Here is a 19153-nt window from a genome sequence, read left to right as displayed (position 1 = left end):
TTGCTTATGATAAAGACATGAGCCAAGCAGGCGAGCTTTTACGTGGTAGTGCAACGGTCGATCTAGGCAAATACATGGCAGCGCCAGTTACTTTAGGTGCCATGTATCAAGTAGCTGATTTTGACGAAGGTACTAAAGACGAAAAAGGTTTGGTCGTCAGTGCTGAGATGGGTCTAGCTAACTTTGCTCGTCCAGCTGCTGTTTACCTTCAATATAACGGTACTAGAAACTTAGCTGGTGTTGAAGACCGTGATTCAGACCAAGTCGTTCTAGGTGGCAAATATATGTATAAAGACAACATCATTGCTCACGCTTATGTTGGTAACAACTCTGCTGAAGATAGTGCTACTGGTGCTGATCTTGATGTATTCGCACTTGGTGGTGGTCTAGAATACAAATTCTAATATAAGCATTAGAATCTGATTATAAAAACTCATCCTTCGGGGTGGGTTTTTTGTTGGTTAGCATTTAAATTGCAGAAAAATGTTGATTACCAACACAAAAACAGAAGAGTTTCTGACAGTTTGCATTTTTGCCCTATATTTTATGGCGTATTTTTAGTAAAATCCTTCTTTACCAATTACCGAAAGAGTACTATGACCAAGTTTATATTTGTGACCGGTGGGGTAGTGTCCTCACTAGGAAAAGGTATCACCGCAGCATCTCTTGCCGCTATCTTAGAAGCACGTGGCGTGACAGTCACGATGACCAAGATGGATCCGTACATCAATGTCGATCCAGGTACGATGAGCCCATTCCAACATGGCGAAGTTTTCGTTACCGAAGACGGCGCAGAGACAGATTTAGATTTGGGCTACTACGAGCGCTTTTTACGTCATTCAAAGATGAGTAAAAGCAATAACTTCACCAGTGGTCGTATCTACCAAAACGTTTTAAACAAAGAGCGTCGCGGTGAGTATCTCGGCGGTACAGTACAGGTTATCCCGCACATCACTGATGAAATCAAGAGTAAAATCTTGGCCAGTGGTGAGGGTTATGACATCGCTATCATCGAGATTGGTGGTACAGTCGGTGACATTGAGTCACTGCCTTTCATGGAAGCCGTACGCCAAATGCAAGTAGAGCTTGGCCGTAATAGAGCCATGCTGATGCATCTAACGCTAGTGCCGTATATTGCTAGTGCTGGTGAGACCAAAACCAAGCCTACCCAACATTCTGTAAAAGAGCTGCGTTCTATTGGTTTGCAGCCTGACATATTGATTTGCCGTTCTGAACATCATATCTCACAAGACAATCGCCGTAAGATTGCGCTATTCACTAATGTGGAAGAGCGTGCGGTCATTATGTGTGAAGACGCCCAAAGTATTTATCAAATACCGCGCACTTTGCATGAGCAAGACCTTGATGACTTGATTTGTGAGCGTTTCGGTATTGATGTACCTGAAGCAGATTTGAGCGATTGGGATAAAGTTGTTGAAGCGCAGCTTAATCCTGAGACGACTGTGACCGTAGCGATGGTTGGCAAGTATGTCGAACTGCCTGATGCGTATAAGTCTATCAATGAAGCATTGCTCCATGCTGGTATCACACATAAAGCAGACGTAAAGATTGATTATATCGATGCCGAGCGTTTGGAGAGTGATGATAGTTTATTCGCGCAGCTAAATAACGCTGATGCTATCTTAGTACCAGGCGGTTTCGGAGAGCGTGGTACTAATGGCAAAATGAAAGCCATTACTTATGCACGTGAAAACAGCGTACCTTATCTAGGTATTTGCCTTGGTATGCAGTTGGCAGTGATTGAATATGCTCGCAATGTGCTTAATATTAACGCTAACTCTTCTGAGTTTGATCGCAAGACCGCTGAGCCGATCATCGGTCTCATCACTGAGTGGCTAGATGAGCGCGGTGAGCTACAGATTCGTAGTGATGATTCAGATCTTGGTGGCACTATGCGTCTAGGTGCACAGCAAGCCGAATTAGTTGCTGGCAGCAAATTAAGCCAAATCTATGGCGCGAGCAATATTACGGAACGTCATCGTCATCGTTATGAGATGAACAACCGCTATATTGAGCCACTAGAGCAAGCAGGTATGACCATATCTGGTTATTCAGCCAAGCAGCATTTGGTTGAGTCAGTTGAGATTTCTGAGCATCCATGGTTCGTTGCTGTACAGTTCCATCCTGAATTTACTAGCTCGCCACGCGGTGGTCATCCACTGTTCAACAGCTTTGTAAAAGCGGCGAAAAACTATAACGAAGCCAGATAGTTCAAACCAAGTCGTTATCAACGCCTGACATATTTATATGTATAAAAAAGACTGATTTTCGAATCGGTCTTTTTTTTGAGCCTATATTTTAGAATTAGAGAACATGGTTATCGCAATATAATTGTCCATTACACATTAGTTACGGATAATACCAAACCCAAAAAATATCATTAACCACGTTAAAAGTGATTAGTCTAAAAAATGTGGTAGTTGAACTCATTTCCCTGACTATTCTGATTTTTAGGAATGGTATGATTACGCTTGGATACTTTTATTAATTGGGCTATCGGTTACAATATGCGATAGAACCACTGATAACAATAAAGAGGATAGTTGTTTAATGGATAATTTACTAAAAGCACAATCACATATTCAGCTTAATACGCCTAACAATAATACTATTAATATTGGTAACGATCAGCCGTTTGTATTGTTCGGCGGTATGAATGTCTTGGAATCTAAAGAGTTAGCATTTGAGATTGTTGAACAGTATATTGATATATGCCAACGTTTGGGCATCGATTATGTCTTCAAGGCCAGCTTTGATAAGGCCAACCGTTCAAGCTTGCACTCTTATCGAGGCCCAGGGTTGGCGAAAGGCATTGACTGGCTTGGCCAAATCAAAGAGAAGTTTCAAGTACCCATCATTACTGACGTTCATGAGCCTCATCAAGCAGCACCTGTCGCTGAAGTGGCTGATATCATTCAGCTGCCTGCATTTTTGTCACGTCAGACTGATTTGGTTCATGCGATGGCGAAGACAGATGCCATTATCAATATTAAAAAAGCCCAGTTTTTAGCACCCCATGAGATGCGCCATATCGTCAATAAATGCTTGGAAGGTGGCAATGACAAACTGATATTGTGTGAGCGCGGCAGTGCTTTTGGTTATAACAATTTGGTCGTCGATATGCTTGGTTTTGATACGATGAAGCAGATGGATATTCCTGTGTTTTTTGATGTGACACATAGTTTACAACAGCCAGGTGGACGTAGTGATAGTGCAGGTGGTCGCCGCGAGCAAATCACGACGCTTGCACGTTCAGGTATGGCAGCAGGGTTGGCAGGGTTGTTTTTAGAAGCGCATCCAAGTCCAGAAACAGCCAAATGTGATGGCCCTTGTGCGCTACGTATGAGCCAGTTAGAGCCGTTTTTACGTCAGCTTAAGCAGATTGATGATTTGGTCAAAGGTTTTGAAACGTTAGACACTCATTAGTAGTACTAGCTAATAGGTCAAAGATAGGAGGATAATGTAATGGCGATTCAAACCGCACAAGTAAGTATCGAAAATATCGATGACGCGGCAGGACTCGATAGTGTGATGACGGCATTGAGGAACATCACTGGCGTAACAGCTATCGATTTAGATACCACTCGCCATGTTGCTAGTGTGCGTTATGAAGATACCGATACGAGTATCCATGCTCTGACGGCGGCAATCAGTATGGTTGATTATGTTACTCAGCCGTTTCCTATCGATGCACCACAAAACTCACATCATAATGATTAGTTTTGATATCGGGTATTATTCCTCGAATGATCCTCAGCTCGAATGATCCTCAGATAGTATCTGCGTATCATTCATTTAAAACATAAAAATAAGGAGTCTCATATGACAGACCAAACTCGTGTTATCAAAATCGACGGCATGACTTGCGGTGGCTGCGTAGCCAGTATATATAACGCAACCGCTGATATTGATGGCCTAGATGCTATCAGTATCGAGCTGATAGACAATCAAGCAACCGTTACTTTTGATGATAGTAAAACAAATATAGAAGCCATTGTTTCAGCGATCGATGACGCAGGCTTTGATGCGACTGTCGCTAACTCATAAGTACCGTCTTTCATTTGAAAAAACCAGCTGTCATGGCTGGTTTTTTAATGGTTGAAGAGTAGTGATATTAGGTTGCTTCCCAGATGGCTATAAATAAATGGATTGATTTGAATGGATAGTAATCCTGAGTGTTTTTTAATTTAGATTCATCCATCCACTGATATTTTTATGGTTCATCCGATTTTACAAACGCTATAACGAATAAATGCCTTACCGAGTTTCTTTATGAATGATATTACCCGCACCACTAATGACAAATCCTACGATGTTGAAACTGATGTTCAGTCAAATACGTCACTTACGCCGCAGCGTGCGCATCTACAACTGGCGATTGATGGTATGACATGTCAGGCTTGTGCCTCACGAATCGAAAAGGTACTTAACAAAAAGCCATCGGTATACGATGTGAGTGTGAACTTTGCTGGCGAGACTGCCAATGTCGATTATGATCCGTCTCAGACGACGCCTGAGCAGGTCACAGAGTGGGTGAATAAAACAGGTTTTGTAGCCAATGTGCAGGCAGCCGATAGCTTATTTGCTCAAACTGACGAAGATACCGCCACTCAATATCCATGGCGTTTAATTGGATTGTGGATTTGTTTGGTGCCGTTTTTGGTGGGTATGGCAGGTATGCTGACGGGTTCTGGTATGGCGTGGATGCCGCCGGTCTGGGTTCAGTTTATTTTAGCGACAGTGGTACAGTTTGGCTTGGCGTTACCGTTTTATAAGAGTGCATGGGCATCGATTAGAGGTGGTCTTGCCAATATGGACGTATTGGTCGTTATCGGTACGGTCACCATTTGGGCATACTCGACTTATCTGTGGCTGACACATGGCGATGGCACTTTAAATAGCTTGCTGCAAGATGCTCACATGGGTGGTCATGGTGCAGGTAATAGCCCTGCCGTATATTTTGAAGCAGGAGTGATGGTTATTGCTTTTGTTCGTACGGGTAAATACTTAGAGGAACGTACCAAAAAGCACAGCTTAAATAGTATTGATTTATTATTATCACTGACGCCTGACCAAGCTGAGCAGCAACAGTCAAATGGTGATTTTCATAATGTTGCACTCCAAGACGTGCAGGTTGGTGATATTTTGCGCGCTAAGCAAGGTAGCCGAGTAGCCACCGATGGCATGGTTATAGGTGGTAGTGGCTGGTGTATTGAGAGTCATTTAACGGGCGAGTCCGTACCGCTCAAAAAAGAAGAGGGCGATGGGCTATTGGCAGGTGCTCTAGTCGAGAATGGCAGTTTGCTATATCGCGTCAGTGCTAAAGGTAGCGATACCAAGCTAGGTGATATGGTACAAGCACTCAGCGATGCGCAAGGCTCAAAAGCCAATTTAGCGCGTCTGGCTGATAGAGTTACGGCTATTTTTGTTCCCATCGTGGTTACGATTGCATTGGTTACCTTTGGGGTCACATGGTGGCTGACAGGTATGGTGGATACGGCGCTAATGCACGCCGTATCGGTACTGGTTATTGCCTGCCCTTGTGCGCTTGGCTTGGCCACACCTGCTGCAATTATGGCAGGTATGGGCGTTGCTGCTCGTCATGGCGTTTGGTTCAAGGATGCACAAAGCCTTGAAGCAGCAGGCGACATCGATACCGTTGTCTTGGATAAGACCGGTACACTGACCATTGGCAAACCGACTATCGTTGACCATGTCATGGTGGACAAATCGCTTGCTGTTGATGACGTATTGCAGATTGCCGCCAGTGTTGAGGCGCATGCCAGTCATCCATTAGCAACTGCTCTAGTCAACACGGCCAAAGACCGTCAACTGCCTTTATTTAATGTGACCGATATCAGCGTGATAAAAGGCGCAGGTATACAAGCAAACATTGATGGCCTTGGGCTTATTAAAGTTGGTACGGCAGAGTTTGCTAACTTGACGCTGCCAAAGTTGATGCCAAAAGCATGGCAAGTGGCCAGTACGGTTGCAGTTAGTATTAATAACGAACCATTAGGCGCTTTTGCACTAGCGGATGACCTAAAAGCGGACACTCCACAAGCGATTACTGCACTACAGGATGCAGGCATCAACGTGATTTTGATGAGTGGTGACAAGCAGTCTGTCGTCGATTATGTCGCAGGAAAGCTTGGTATTAAAGCGGCTTATGGCAAAATGAGTCCGAGAGATAAGGCGAGCCAGATTGCTAAATTACAAACAGCGGGTCATAAAGTTGCCATGGCAGGTGATGGTGTTAATGATGCACCAGCGATGGCAACTGCCGATGCCAGTTTTGCCATGTTTGAAGGCACTGACGTGGCCCAGCACAGTGCCTCTGCACGATTGATGGGTGAGTCATTGATGCATATCGATGCGGCACAAAAAATCGCTCAAGCAACACTGCGTAATATTAAGCAAAATTTGTTTTTTGCTTTTATTTACAATTGCATTGGCATTCCACTCGCTGCTTTTGGGTTTTTAAATCCTATGATTGCAGCTGCTGCCATGGCGCTTAGTTCCATCTCAGTATTAATGAATGCACTGCGATTGACACGATTTAAGACAGAAATTGAGCTAGATAATACAGTCTCAAACACCAATATTAAAGCAGAGCAGCTGTCTAAAGCATAGGCATTCATTCGCTTTTTACATCGTCACCGATAAAACGATTCGATAACGGCTGACATTGCTGCTCATATTTCATTTTATGGGCGCAAGTTGGTGTAAGATAAGGGAAGTTTGGCAAAATTTATGCTATGATGCCAAGCACTATAGCCAGCTATCGATACGCCAAATAAACCTTTAATCGTACTTAGAATTGACCGATTTTACAAATAGGCAAAGCTGTTTTAGGCGCACGTGCTATACGATAATTTGCTTTATCTTTTTTGTATTCTAGCTGCCGTTATTTACCCCATAGACTTGGCATGACCAAAGGAATTAACAGACATTATGTACGCTGAAGAAACCAACAACGTCACCGCAATTAAAGACATTCGCGCTCGTGAGATATTAGACTCGCGCGGTAACCCAACGATTGAAGCCGATGTTATCTTGGCTGATGGCACGATTGGTCGTGCTGCTGCCCCAAGTGGCGCATCAACTGGCTCACGTGAAGCGCTTGAGCTGCGTGATGGCGACCAAAGTCGCTATATGGGTAAAGGCGTGAAAAAAGCCGTTGCCAATGTGAATAGCCAAATCCGTAGCGCTTTGATGGACAAAGACGTCACAGAGCAGCAGGGCATTGATGATGCAATGATTGCACTAGACGGTACAGAAAACAAAGACAGCCTTGGTGCCAACGCCATGCTAGCAGTGTCACTTGCTACTGCTAAAGCGGCTGCCAAATCAAAGAACTTGCCATTACACCAGTATATTGCCAACTTGCGCAATCAGACATCGCTCACGATGCCTGTGCCAATGATGAATATCTTAAACGGTGGCGAGCATGCTGATAATACTGTTGATATCCAAGAATTCATGATTGAGCCAGTTGGATTTACGAGCTTCTCAGAAGCATTGCGTGCGGGTACAGAGATTTTCCACAGCTTAAAGTCTGTTCTAAAATCACAAGGCTTGAATACAGCGGTCGGCGACGAAGGTGGTTTTGCACCAAACCTACGTAGCAACGAAGAAGCCATCACTGTCATTATGCAAGCGATTGAACAAGTCGGCTATAAAGCTGGTGAAGACATTCATCTTGCGTTAGATTGTGCAGCGAGCGAATTCTATAAAAATGGTCAGTATATCTTGGCAGGCGAAGGTAATAAATCTTTTGATAGCCAAGGTTTCTCAGACTATCTAGTTGGTTTGGCACGTCAGTATCCTATTATCTCTATCGAAGACGGTCTTGATGAGTCAGATTGGGATGGTTGGAAGTATTTGACTGAGCAAATTGGTGATAAAGTCCAATTGGTCGGTGATGATTTATTCGTAACCAATCCTGCTATCTTGCAAGAAGGTATCGATAAGAAAATTGCTAACGCGATTTTGATCAAGTTTAACCAGATTGGTACGCTATCAGAAACGTTAGATGCGATTTATCTGGCAAAGAAAAATGGTTATGCGACAATTATCTCGCATCGTTCAGGTGAGACGGAAGACAGTACTATTGCAGACCTAGCAGTTGGTACTGCTGCTGGTCAGATTAAAACTGGCTCGCTATGCCGCTCAGATCGCGTTGCAAAATACAATCAACTACTTCGTATCGAGCAGCAAGTACGTGCAAGCTATCGTGGCCGTGAAGAGTTTATTGGTCTACGTGGTTAATAAGTCCAAGTTAATCAGGACTTAATGCTAAAGCTGGGCAGTATGTAATCATTATTGTGTTTATATATTGCCTAGTTGCTTTAGCTGATTCTTACTATATTTATGTCGTTTGGCGTTATCCCCTTATGAAATATTTTAGCCAATTTATGTTACTCGCGTTAGCCGTTGCTGTCCTGTTAGGGCTGCAATATCAGTATTGGCTAGGCGAAAATGGTCGTTTCGAGCACAACGAACTGATGACTCAGACAGAAGAGCAACAGCGCTTGAATGAGAGCCAAGTAGCAGCAAATAATTTATTACGTACCGACGTATATGATTTAAAAAATGGTCTTGAAGCAGTAGAAGAGCATGCTCGTTTAGATTTGGGTCTGATTAAACCAAACGAGACATTCGTGCAAGTATCTACGGCACCTACTACACACAGCAGTCAGTAATCATTTTTAATTTTCGAAAAAATACTATCTATTAGTATCTAGAATAGATATTCGGTTCACCTCAATCTCTTTACCTCTCTTAGCACTTATTTTCCTTTAGCCATATTGTCATGGATCTCAATTACTAGATCTGCTTGATGAGTACTATCCTATGAATACCACACCTCATATACATGCCATGATCGTCGCTGCTGGCCGCGGTAGCCGTTTTGGTGCGTCTGTTGCCAAGCAATATACTCTGTTGCAAGGACAGACACTGCTACAGCATAGTGTGGCAAGGCTCGCCTGTAGTGATTATGTTGATAAGTGCTTGTTGGTCATTGCAGCAGATGACACCACTGCTCAAACACTCGATTTCGCACTTCCTATAGATTATGCCATTGGCGGCGCTGAGCGTTGGCAGTCAGTACAGGCAGGTGTAGGGGCAATCAGTCATTCAGGCGCTGACGATTCAGACTTAGTGTTGATTCATGATGCTGCGCGTCCTGCTGTACCTAGTAATGATATTGATCAAGTGATTGAAGCGGCAATGACAGAGCCTTATGGCGCTATCCTAGCAACACCTGTGGCTGATACACTAAAAGAGTCAAATGTCTATTCTACTGCTCAATCTGAGCTTACGAATGAGACTGTTAGTAGTAACCATAACCACGCACATTCTTATGCTAAACGCACTATCGACCGCAGTAATATGTGGCAAGCGCAAACCCCACAAGTATTTCGATTAGGTGAGTTGAAGAGGTTATTGGCTTATGTTCTTACCCATAACCTTTCTATCACGGATGAAGCCAGTGCCTTTGAATACTTAGATTTCCCTATTCGTCTAGTGACTGGCAGTCGCCAAAACATAAAGCTCACTTATCCAGACGATGCTATCTTACTTGCAGCTATTCTGACTGCACAATCGTAATTATCCTAAAGTATCTCCAATAGCTCTTTTTTATTCACTTACTGTGACCTATCTCGTATCAAATACGTCTATTTAATGGAGATGTAGGTGTGCCTATATCTCACATATTTCAGCCAGCACCTATTTTAAAATAAAAACATAGGCTACTTCATTCATTTGAATTCTTCTCAATTATGAAGAACAAACAGTATTGTCAAACATAGATTGCTTTGATGACCAAACTAGCCTATGATGTAACCAACTTAATACAATTAATATAAACATTTATAAAATCAATAATATACCAGACCAATTTGATGCTTCTAAAAGTCTTGTCTCTATGTTTTTTCTAAAGTTAGTATGGTTGTTTTAGCTCCATTTATCTAAAAATAGGGAGAATCGAATTGTCAAAAATTAATGATTCGACAAATCCAGTCACAATAGATCTCTGCCAGCTTGTATATATCAGCCAAATCACGTCGACTGGTCTGTCAGGCTCTAGTACGCTTAACGACATTTCAGAGATTTCGATTGAGAAAAACCAAGCCGATAACGTCACGGGTATTCTTTGCTATGGCAATGGTTACTTCTTACAGTGTGTAGAAGGGTCAGAACAAGCGCTCACTAATTTAAAAAATCGATTGCTAGTAGATGACCGTCATAAAGAACTAAAAATTCTAGATTTTTCACAAATCTCCCAACGCCGTTTTACGAATTGGTCTCTACGTTCTGTCACACTTGAACGTTGGATGACAAAAGAGCCTGAGCTGAAAAACTTTATGCCGTTTAAGCCTTACGATTGGGATTCTAGTGAATGGCCAAGGTTTGTAGATATCCTACAAGGGTATTATGAAGAGCAGGCAAGAACAGGTAATATAGATACACCACCTATTAAGTACAGTACATTAGGGGTGACCTTAAGTAAGGTGGTCGGTCAGCATCAAGCATTCTTTTTGATTCAAACCGTACTTGGTGTGATGGTTATCATGACACTATTATGGTTGATGTTATCAGATAAAATCTGGTAAATTTTATAAAGAAATCGTATTCGATCTAAAAAAGCCAACATTCAATGTTGGCTTTTTTGTCAGTAAATTTTCGATAAAACTTTTAATATAGATGCAGCAGCAAATCAAGTTGCGTATTCATAGTACACATTACTAGCTGCATTAAATTAATAGTGATATACATTTGAAGATCTTAGGTATTGTCTTTTTGAGACAGTTAAATGCACGCATAAAAAAAGCCCAATCACGATGTGATTGGGCTTTTCGATGGTACGCTTGTTAGTCTTAATAGATGCTTTGCAGCAAGCTTGCTAACGAGTGACGCCAAATAGTGGCGTCCCCAGGGGGATTCGAACCCCCGTTACCGCCGTGAAAGGGCGGTGTCCTAGGCCTCTAGACGATGGGGACTAGTAACACAACACCTCAGCTGCTTTCACCATTTATGCCGAAGTGGTGCGTATTCTAATGGTGTCTGCGCTTGCTGTCAAGCCTTTTTCTTCGTCTTTTTAAAATTAAGTATCTTTTTTTAATTGCACGGCGAGGATGTAAGTCTTTACGCTTTAAATGATAGCGAATCCACAAAGAAGTACAAGCGCTAATCGTCAAAGCTAGCAGCATATAGCCTATGATTGTTCCCCATAATTTGAGTTGTGGATCCATGATAAAGTCCCTCCTATCAAGCCTGATAGTATGAGCAATGTCATGCTATGAGGCAGTGTGGGCAACTTAAACCATCTACAGGATACGACAACACCGTTTCAGAGTGCGTACTTACAGGTCGTCGACTCGTTTGTTACTTTTGAATGATGGCCATATCATATTCAATAATTAAACGAGAGGCTTGTTGATCATGATATCAATCATATCCCTATTGATTGTAAAATCAAGATGCCAAAGTCATCAAGTATTAAAAGTAGCACTATTAGGAGACATGGGCAATATAGGATATGTGGCTTATTTATTATCGCTGTCAGGTAACTCATCTGTATTTGCTTCATTATGCATTGCATTAGCCAGCATGGGGTAATGGTTAAGAATATGACAAAACAGCTCAGCAGTCTTTTGCGTATCATATAGCGCTGAGTGAGCGTCTTTACCATCAAAATCTAGCCCTGCTGCCTTACAAGCCCGCGCCAGTACCGTCTGACCAAATGCGAGTGCTGATAGCGTGACGGTATCAAAGACTGAGAAGTTATGGAACGGATTGTGGCTCTTATTATTGGTACGTAGCACAGCGGCATTCAAAAATGCCAAATCAAAATGGGCATTGTGTCCGATTAATACACATTGACGGCAGTCTTCCTCACGGCGTACTTCTTTTAGACCCTTAAAAATCCGGCGTAGGGCAGTTTTTTCGTCTTCAGCAATGGCTTTACGCAGTGGGTTTTTAGGATCAATCCCTGTAAAGGCGAGGGCACTTGGCTCTAGATTTGCCCCTTCAAAAGGTTCGATATGAGCATTGAAAGCCTCTCCAGGATAAAACACACCTTGCTCATTAAGTAGCACAGGAATACAGGCAATTTCTAATAAAGCATCAGTTTGTGCATTAAAACCAGCTGTCTCAACATCGACGACCACAGGTAAAAACTTACGAAAGCGATCTTTTAAGCGTATTGGTGCTTGTTCATCTGTCACGGTATTGTCAGGCAAGGTGGCATCGTTTTGAGTGGTCATATCAGGTAAAATCGCTTTTATCAGTCGTACTGTTATATTGAATTAAAAATAAGTATGTGATGATATCTGTCACACCGCTTAAGATAGGGATATGACAGATATTATAGAATAAAATATAGAGGGCTTTATATCAGGCATGTCATCAATTGGTTCACTTAGCATTTAGTTCACTTAGTACTCTTAAGCTTTACGATTTAAATGATGACATACCTTAGCGTGCTCTAGTCTCTAAGAGACCATGGTAGGGTTTCACCTGCCATAAGCGGGGTGAGAGAGCTACCATCGAAGTAAGGATAAGCGATAGGCACTTGCATAGGCGTATTGACAAGCGTAATCGTACTCTCATTTAATGGCATGCCGTAGAACTGGGCACCAAAACGACTGGCAAAACCTTCTAGCTTGTCTATTTTACCAACGCTATCAAAAGCAGTGGCATACAGTGGCAATGCAGTCGCAGCGCTATAACAGCCGGCACAGCCACAAGCGGCTTCTTTTTTATCTGTCGCATGTGGAGCAGAGTCAGTACCTAAGAAAAACTTTGGATTGCCACTGGTCGCCACATCTAATAATACTTTTTGATGGCTTTCACGCTTTAGGATAGGTAAGCAATAAAAGTGCGGCTTGATACCACCGACCAATAGATGATTGCGGTTAAACATCAAGTGCTGCGGGGTGATAGTGGCGGCAACATGGTTGCCTTGAGCCAATACAAAGTCCGCAGCATCACTGGTAGTGATATGCTCGACTACAATTTTCAACGTAGGGAACTTTACGATAATCTGTGCCAACACTTCATCTAAAAAGCGCTTTTCACGATCGAAAATATCAATATGGTCTTGAGTGACTTCACCATGTATTAATAATGGCAAGTCGTACTTCTCTAGTGCTTCAAAGACATCGACACAAGCATTGATATTGGTGACGCCGTCAGCAGAGTTGGTGGTTGCTCCAGCAGGATATAGCTTAACGGCCTGTACGATACCTGATTTTGCTGCCATCTCGATGTCTTGTGCAGTCGTTTTATCAGTCAGGTATAAAGTCATACGGGGGTCGAACGCCGTTTTGCGTTCTGTGCTCAAGCTACTAGCTTCCAGATGCGACATGATACGCGCGCGGTAAGCATGTGCATCGTCGACATTCTTGACGGGAGGTACTAGGTTTGGCATGCAAATAACACGATTAAAGCTATTTGCCGCATGCGGTGCTGTCGTACTCAATGCTGTGCTATCACGTAAGTGGATATGCCAGTCGTCTGGTTGAAGGATGGTCAACTCTCTAATCGAATCAGTCATAATGTCGTAGCGCTCTGTGTCGTCATATATGGGAATAAAACGGAGTGGTGTTATGTGGCTATCATAACAGATTTGCCCACTTGACTAAATATGCGACTAACGCTCTGTACATAATTCATTGGTTGTACTTTAGAAGGTTTTGATTGTTCTGCTACCATTTTATGGCGAATAATGATTTTTAAATATATAAAATGGTCTGGTTTATCATGATTAGATAATAATCTCATAGAGATAGCTTATATCCATTGGCCCACCATTCAACCAAAAGCGCATTCCTTATGGCCGTGGCACTTTTGCCTATAGTAAATATGATGTACACTGAGTAAGTAGTTTACCTTTCGATTGAATCTTAGTGCTTTTACCAAAATCAAATTCTCATAATAGGAGTTATTCATGGCTCAACTTGATCCGAAAAATATTAATAAAATCGTATTGGCATATTCAGGTGGTCTTGATACCTCAATCATCGCTAAATGGCTGCAAGAGACTTATGATGCAGAGGTTATTACCTTTACCGCAGATATTGGTCAAGGCGAAGAAGTTGAGCCAGCACGCGCTAAAGCAGAAGCCATGGGTATCAAACATATCCATATCGAAGACTTGCGCGAAGAGTTTGCCCGTGACTATGTGTTCCCAATGTTCCGTGCCAATGCTATCTATGAAGGCGAGTATTTGCTCGGTACTTCTATCGCACGCCCGCTAATCGCCAAGCGTTTGGTTGAGATTGCTAAAGAGCATAATGCTGATGCCATTAGCCATGGTGCTACTGGTAAAGGTAATGACCAAGTACGTTTTGAGCTGGGTGCTGTCGCCTTGTCACCAGACGTAGTGACCATTGCCCCTTGGCGTGAGTGGGATTTGTCTAGCCGTGAAAGCTTGATGGAATATGCGAAAGAGCACAACATTGCGATTGATTATGCAGGTAATAAGAAAAAATCTCCATACTCAATGGATGCTAACCTACTACATATCTCTTATGAAGGCGGAATCCTAGAAGATCCATATGCTGAAGCAGAAGATGATATGTGGCGCTGGTCAGTCAGCCCAGAAGAAGCACCTGACGAAGCACAATATCTAGAGCTAGAGTATCAAAAAGGTGACATCGTTGCTATCGATGGCGAAGCACTTAAGCCTTTCGAAATCATGATCAAGCTTAATGAGATTGGCGGTAAGCATGGTATCGGACGTCTAGATATCGTAGAAAACCGTTATGTTGGCATGAAGTCACGTGGTTGCTATGAGACGCCAGCGGGTACAATTATGTTAAAAGCGCATCGCGGTATTGAGTCATTGACCTTAGACCGTGAAGCCGCACATCTAAAAGATGAGCTAATGCCACGCTATGCTAAAACTATCTACAACGGCTACTGGTTCAGTCCTGAGCGAATGATGTTGCAAGCGTTGATTGACAAATCACAAGAATACGTCAACGGTACGGTTCGCGTGAAGCTATATAAAGGTGCAGTGAGCGTTGTTGGACGTAAGTCTGATGATTCGTTATTTGACGAAAAGATCGCAACTTTTGAAGATGATGCAGGCGCTTATGATCAAAAAGATGCAGAAGGCTTTATCCGTCTTAATGGTCTACGTCTAGCTATCGAAGCAAGCCGTGGTCGCGATTTATCGAAGTAAGATTGTTAGACTACTCGTAATCAATTAGAAAATTAAATCGCACAAAAAAGAGGCCTTAGATATAGGGCCTCTTTTTTATTGCTGATAGTTTGTGATTAAATACTTATGACAACAGCTACGTTTAAATGGTTGTTTGCGTCTACTCAGCTTCAGCTGTTTCTGCAACATCTTCATCGTCTACCATCACGATTGCGACATCCTGCTGCTGGCGTTCTTCGAGAGTCTTTTGTTCCAGTAGCACTTCTTCTGTTGCTAACATAGCACCGTCAGACTTTTGCATCTGATATTTGAGGGTTGCCAATCCACCCAGTATACTAATGACCAAAATGATAATGATAATAACGGGGTTTTTCCAAAGCGGCGTGGTGGCCTCGTATTCAATCGGTTTTTCACTGATCGTTGCGGGCGTGTTGTCGCTATTGCCACCGATGAGTCCCAAGCTAACCAAAGGTGGCTTGGGCGGGGTAGCAGGTTCAGAATTTACGCGCAGTCGATTGCGACTTAGATAGATGTCTGATATTTTTGCGAGTTGTAATAACCAACGTTGATGTGGCAGTGCAATATCATGCATTTCTGCAAACACCAGCATGTCGTTATGGCGTCCTTGTTGCAAGTTGTCAGGTGAGCGGCCAATGGCTTTTAGATAGTTACCTGTGGCCATTTGCATGTCTTGTACAGGCTCATAGTTTTCAGGTTTGAATGCCGTCAGTTCGTACCAGTAAGGATCGAAAGTCGGCGGGTTGCTTGACAGCTGTTCAGTGCTTAATAAACCAACCTCTGATGGGTTTTCAGCTCCCGTGTCTACTGTATTTTCTGCTGCTATCACGGGCGCTTCGTTGCTGTTAGCTAGTTCAGCTGATAGCGTTTCTGGTTCACTGGCTGCGAAACGAGCTAATGACAAAAATTGTGGTTGTAGCGCAAACCATTTGTTAATCTCGTTATTATCAAGTTGACTGTATTCTGCCAATATAGCCAGCTCACGGAGCACAACCACACATAAAGAGGTCAGTAAAATTTGGACTTGTTGCGTCGTTGCGTCAATTTGACTGGCGATACGATCGCTCGCTTTTATGACCCGAGCATTATCAGAGAATATGGCATCTGCCGCATCGTGACGATGATATAACGTCGCACTAATGGTCGCAAAGTTCATAGAGTTGTATTGACGGAGTTCCTTGACAGCACCACGCCCAAACAGTTTTTTACTCACTGCCTGACCATCGTAACGCTGTTGGTAAGCGAGAAGGGCACTAATAATTGCCTGCAAACTGGCATCCATTGCTAAGCGGGCTTGTGGTAATGAAAGCTTTGCGGCATCTGCCAATAATGACACCATCGGTATGGTATCTTGATATAGAAAATCATACATCGACACACGTGTCGGTGAAATAGTCGTCATAATCTGCTAGCATCAAAAAGTGTGCCCCTATATTACGGTGCCCAATGCCTTGATACAATCCCTTGATAATAGAAATTTTCAATCATTTTACGAGGATGTGTTGAATAATCCGAATATAGTCACTGTGAGTGACCTAGTTGGAAGTTTCATATGTCCTAATTGCCCTAACGATATTTTTACGAATGACTGATAGTTGGAAGCATTTATGAAAAACAGCAATAATCTTGATATACAGATATTTATTAACATCGCCCAACAATATTTAATAGTACACCAGCAGAATAAAGAAATAGCACGATACTCGATATCGACTGCTAAAAACGGCATCGGCAGTCAGCAAGATAGTGGCTGTACACCGCTCGGCAGACATATCATTGCCGAAAAAATAGGGGGTAGTGTCCCTAGCAATGCTGTGTTTATAGGTCGCGTGCCCACAGGTGAGATATATGATGCGGAACTCGGTAAGTCTCATCCTGAGCGCGATTGGATATTGAGCCGTATCCTTTGGCTCAGCGGTCTGGAAGAAGGCGTGAACAAAGGGGCTAACAGTCAAGGTGGTTGTGATACTTATGAGCGTTATGTCTATATACACGGCACACCAGATACCGAGCCAATGGGCGCACCATTTTCGCATGGTTGTATACGTATGCGTAATGCGGATATCATTCAGCTATTTGAGCAGGTAAACGAGGGTGCGTTTGTAACCATTACAGCTGAATAGCAATGTGAATAGATGGTAGTACAAATATGTGGATTAAATAATCTATATTAATTTATTTGAATTAAAGATGATCAAAAAAAGACAGCCCTCGTAGACTGGGCTGTCTTTTTTATTTTACGTTTTTGCTATTTTACGATGAATATTTCACCAAAATATCGAACGATCTCTCACTTTGGCCAAGCATTTATCGCTGCGTTTAGTGTCGTTTTTGAGTACGGCTGCAAACCAACCTGCACCATATAATGCATTATTATCTATAGCTGATTTTAACTGATAACGCTGTTGATATTGTGCATAACCATGATATTTCTCTAATGATTTTTGAGCTTTGAGCAAAAATTTTAGCTGGCGTTCGGTGCGTTTTTTAGACCCTTTCTTACTTAATAGAGGTGCACAAAACTCAGTGATGTAACGCAAATCTGTTAGCTGATGCAATTCAAAGTCTGCTTGGTCATCAGTATCAAGGTTTGAGTTCGTACTTTCTAAATCAACATCTTCTAAATCAATATTTTTTAAATCAACGTCTTCTAAATCCATACTCTCGCTTTCAACATTGTTTCCCTCACCAAGCTCTTCATCAGTATGGAGCAGTTTTTCATATTGTTTGGATAAGACTTTTACAATTTTATCGGTAGCAAGCTTGTTGTTTTGAGGCTCAAGGCTTGGATCGCTCATGGTAAAAGCAATGAGTTCTAATAAGGTCAGCTGAAAATCAGGGACGCTGATGGCATCGATAGGCTTGATTTTGAGAGCATCAATATCCGTCGCCCAGTTAGTTATAGGCGCGCCATATTCTTGCAGCTTAGGTTCGATATAATTTGCTAGGTAATCCAGCTCCTGATAATCGCCAAGTAAGGTGGCCGTTTGACTTAGTATTGGCTGCCAATCAGGGTTGATTTCATCAGAGAAGCTAGCAAATGCATTTAGAGCAGCACATAAGCGGCGAATGCCTATCTGTAACTGCAAAATGTGGCCATTGTCAGTGCTACCTGCCACGATAGCACTGCTGTTCGGTAGTATTTGTAGCAGACAGTTGTGCGCGGCAGCCCTTACAAAGGCAGGCATACTAGTTTTTTTATTGATGTTTAGCTGACTAAGATCAGCGCTAACTGCTAGGCTATGATTTTGTCCGTTGATGAGCAACCCACCACGTTCGGCTTTGGTCACAGTAGATAGGCACAGCTTATAGCGCTGACACCAAGTTTTGGCTGTCATAAACAGAAAGTCTAAATCTCCTGATATGAGCTCGAATTCTATCTCTTGAATGACTTCTCGCTGAGCATCATCATTACCATGAATAATCTCTCCATGATCGTAGGCTATCTCAATGCTATTGTTTATTTGATTGTCTATTTGATCGCTACTGTCTTCTACTAGCAATCGAGTGGTGCGCTGTACATCAGTAACATATAGCCGTGTCAGTGTTTTTGCCAGCTTTTTGAGCTTAAATTTAGACAATGCAGGAGCGATTGGAGTGTCTTTATAAATGGTCAAATCAGGCATGAGGGAGTTGGCATCGAGCATTGCTTGTACTTGTTCATTATCTAATACCACATTGTGCTCTAAGCGCGCGGCAATGCCATCGCCGCCAGCTTTGATTGTCTGCACCCACGACTCGCCTTCTTTACGAATACGCAAGCCAATGCCTGCTTTTGCTAGTTGTTGGTCAGGCGTATCGTAATAATGGGCAGCCAGTTGCGTCAGCTGTGAGGATTTGACTTGAGCTTGCCGCATCAAGCCTTTTAGCCGTGATTCTGGCACCAAAAACTTCAGTTCTATCTCTTGCATGGTGGCTCCCAATTATTTTGATAAA

Annotated in this window: 16 protein-coding genes, 1 tRNA gene and 1 pseudogene; 12 read left to right on the top strand and 6 right to left on the bottom strand. The window is 42.7% G+C overall.

All coding sequences use genetic code 11. The features are described from left to right. The 10 genes and pseudogenes from I6E83_RS14395 to I6E83_RS14350 all read left to right on the top strand — a co-directional run. Positions 1-404: pseudogene (locus tag I6E83_RS14395) on the top strand (porin); the annotation flags it as partial. Positions 405-596: 192 nt separating this feature from the next. After that, positions 597-2231 (top strand): CTP synthase, encoded by a 1635-nt coding sequence (locus tag I6E83_RS14390; RefSeq protein WP_197102911.1) that lies wholly within the window; start codon positions 597-599, stop codon positions 2229-2231. Between the two features lie 340 nt (positions 2232-2571). Further along, positions 2572-3447, top strand: coding sequence for a 3-deoxy-8-phosphooctulonate synthase (gene kdsA, locus I6E83_RS14385; protein WP_197102909.1), 876 nt, complete (start codon positions 2572-2574; stop codon positions 3445-3447). A gap of 39 nt (positions 3448-3486) precedes the next feature. After that, positions 3487-3741, top strand: coding sequence for a hypothetical protein (locus I6E83_RS14380; protein WP_197102907.1), 255 nt, complete (start codon positions 3487-3489; stop codon positions 3739-3741). Positions 3742-3843: 102 nt separating this feature from the next. Then, positions 3844-4068: a heavy-metal-associated domain-containing protein gene (locus tag I6E83_RS14375; RefSeq protein WP_197102905.1), complete on the top strand. Its 225-nt coding sequence runs from the start codon at positions 3844-3846 to the stop codon at positions 4066-4068. A gap of 225 nt (positions 4069-4293) precedes the next feature. Continuing rightward, complete coding sequence (locus tag I6E83_RS14370; protein WP_197102903.1) at positions 4294-6654, top strand: heavy metal translocating P-type ATPase; 2361 nt, start codon at positions 4294-4296, stop codon at positions 6652-6654. 321 nt (positions 6655-6975) lie between these two features. Then, a complete protein-coding gene (gene eno, locus I6E83_RS14365) occupies positions 6976-8292 on the top strand; it encodes a phosphopyruvate hydratase (RefSeq protein WP_197102901.1) in 1317 nt (438 codons plus the stop codon). Between the two features lie 125 nt (positions 8293-8417). Then, entirely contained in the window at positions 8418-8726 is a 309-nt protein-coding gene (locus I6E83_RS14360; protein ID WP_110923142.1) for an FtsB family cell division protein, read from the top strand. A 151-nt stretch (positions 8727-8877) separates the two neighbouring features. Next, positions 8878-9636: a 2-C-methyl-D-erythritol 4-phosphate cytidylyltransferase gene (ispD, locus tag I6E83_RS14355; protein ID WP_197102899.1), complete on the top strand. Its 759-nt coding sequence runs from the start codon at positions 8878-8880 to the stop codon at positions 9634-9636. A gap of 383 nt (positions 9637-10019) precedes the next feature. Further along, positions 10020-10643 (top strand): BLUF domain-containing protein, encoded by a 624-nt coding sequence (locus I6E83_RS14350; protein WP_197102897.1) that lies wholly within the window; start codon positions 10020-10022, stop codon positions 10641-10643. 311 nt (positions 10644-10954) lie between these two features. Here the strand turns inward: I6E83_RS14350 and I6E83_RS14345 are convergent. The 4 genes from I6E83_RS14345 to pyrC form a co-directional block, all read right to left on the bottom strand. Beyond that, positions 10955-11030: transfer RNA gene (locus tag I6E83_RS14345), tRNA-Glu, on the bottom strand. Positions 11031-11084: 54 nt separating this feature from the next. Continuing rightward, on the bottom strand, positions 11085-11282 hold the full coding sequence (locus I6E83_RS14340; protein ID WP_197102895.1) for a hypothetical protein: 198 nt from the start codon (positions 11280-11282) through the stop codon (positions 11085-11087). A gap of 294 nt (positions 11283-11576) precedes the next feature. Continuing rightward, positions 11577-12296 (bottom strand): ribonuclease T, encoded by a 720-nt coding sequence (gene rnt, locus I6E83_RS14335; RefSeq protein ID WP_110923139.1) that lies wholly within the window; start codon positions 12294-12296, stop codon positions 11577-11579. A 221-nt stretch (positions 12297-12517) separates the two neighbouring features. Continuing rightward, complete coding sequence (gene pyrC, locus I6E83_RS14330) at positions 12518-13588, bottom strand: dihydroorotase (protein ID WP_197102892.1); 1071 nt, start codon at positions 13586-13588, stop codon at positions 12518-12520. A gap of 393 nt (positions 13589-13981) precedes the next feature. On the opposite strand from pyrC, the gene I6E83_RS14325 reads away from it, so the two are divergent. Then, complete coding sequence (locus I6E83_RS14325) at positions 13982-15220, top strand: argininosuccinate synthase (protein ID WP_110923137.1); 1239 nt, start codon at positions 13982-13984, stop codon at positions 15218-15220. Positions 15221-15359: 139 nt separating this feature from the next. Here the strand turns inward: I6E83_RS14325 and I6E83_RS14320 are convergent, their stop codons facing one another. Beyond that, positions 15360-16619 carry a hypothetical protein gene (locus I6E83_RS14320; protein ID WP_197102890.1) on the bottom strand — a complete coding sequence of 420 codons (1260 nt, stop codon included), beginning with the start codon at positions 16617-16619 and terminating at the stop codon, positions 15360-15362. A gap of 205 nt (positions 16620-16824) precedes the next feature. Between I6E83_RS14320 and I6E83_RS14315 the strand changes: the two genes are divergently transcribed. After that, the gene (locus tag I6E83_RS14315; protein ID WP_197102888.1) at positions 16825-17340 is read left to right on the top strand and encodes a L,D-transpeptidase; all 516 of its coding nucleotides are present in this window, start codon (positions 16825-16827) and stop codon (positions 17338-17340) included. 144 nt (positions 17341-17484) lie between these two features. Here the strand turns inward: I6E83_RS14315 and I6E83_RS14310 are convergent, their stop codons facing one another. Continuing rightward, positions 17485-19128 carry a CYTH and CHAD domain-containing protein gene (locus I6E83_RS14310; protein ID WP_197102886.1) on the bottom strand — a complete coding sequence of 548 codons (1644 nt, stop codon included), beginning with the start codon at positions 19126-19128 and terminating at the stop codon, positions 17485-17487. Positions 19129-19153 lie beyond the last annotated feature (25 nt).

The sequence above is a fragment of the Psychrobacter sp. SZ93C1 genome (assembly GCF_015864635.1).
Classification (GTDB): Bacteria; Pseudomonadota; Gammaproteobacteria; order Pseudomonadales; family Moraxellaceae; genus Psychrobacter; species Psychrobacter fozii.
Note: the sequence above shows the minus strand (reverse complement) of the source record. Positions and strands in the feature narration are given on the sequence as shown.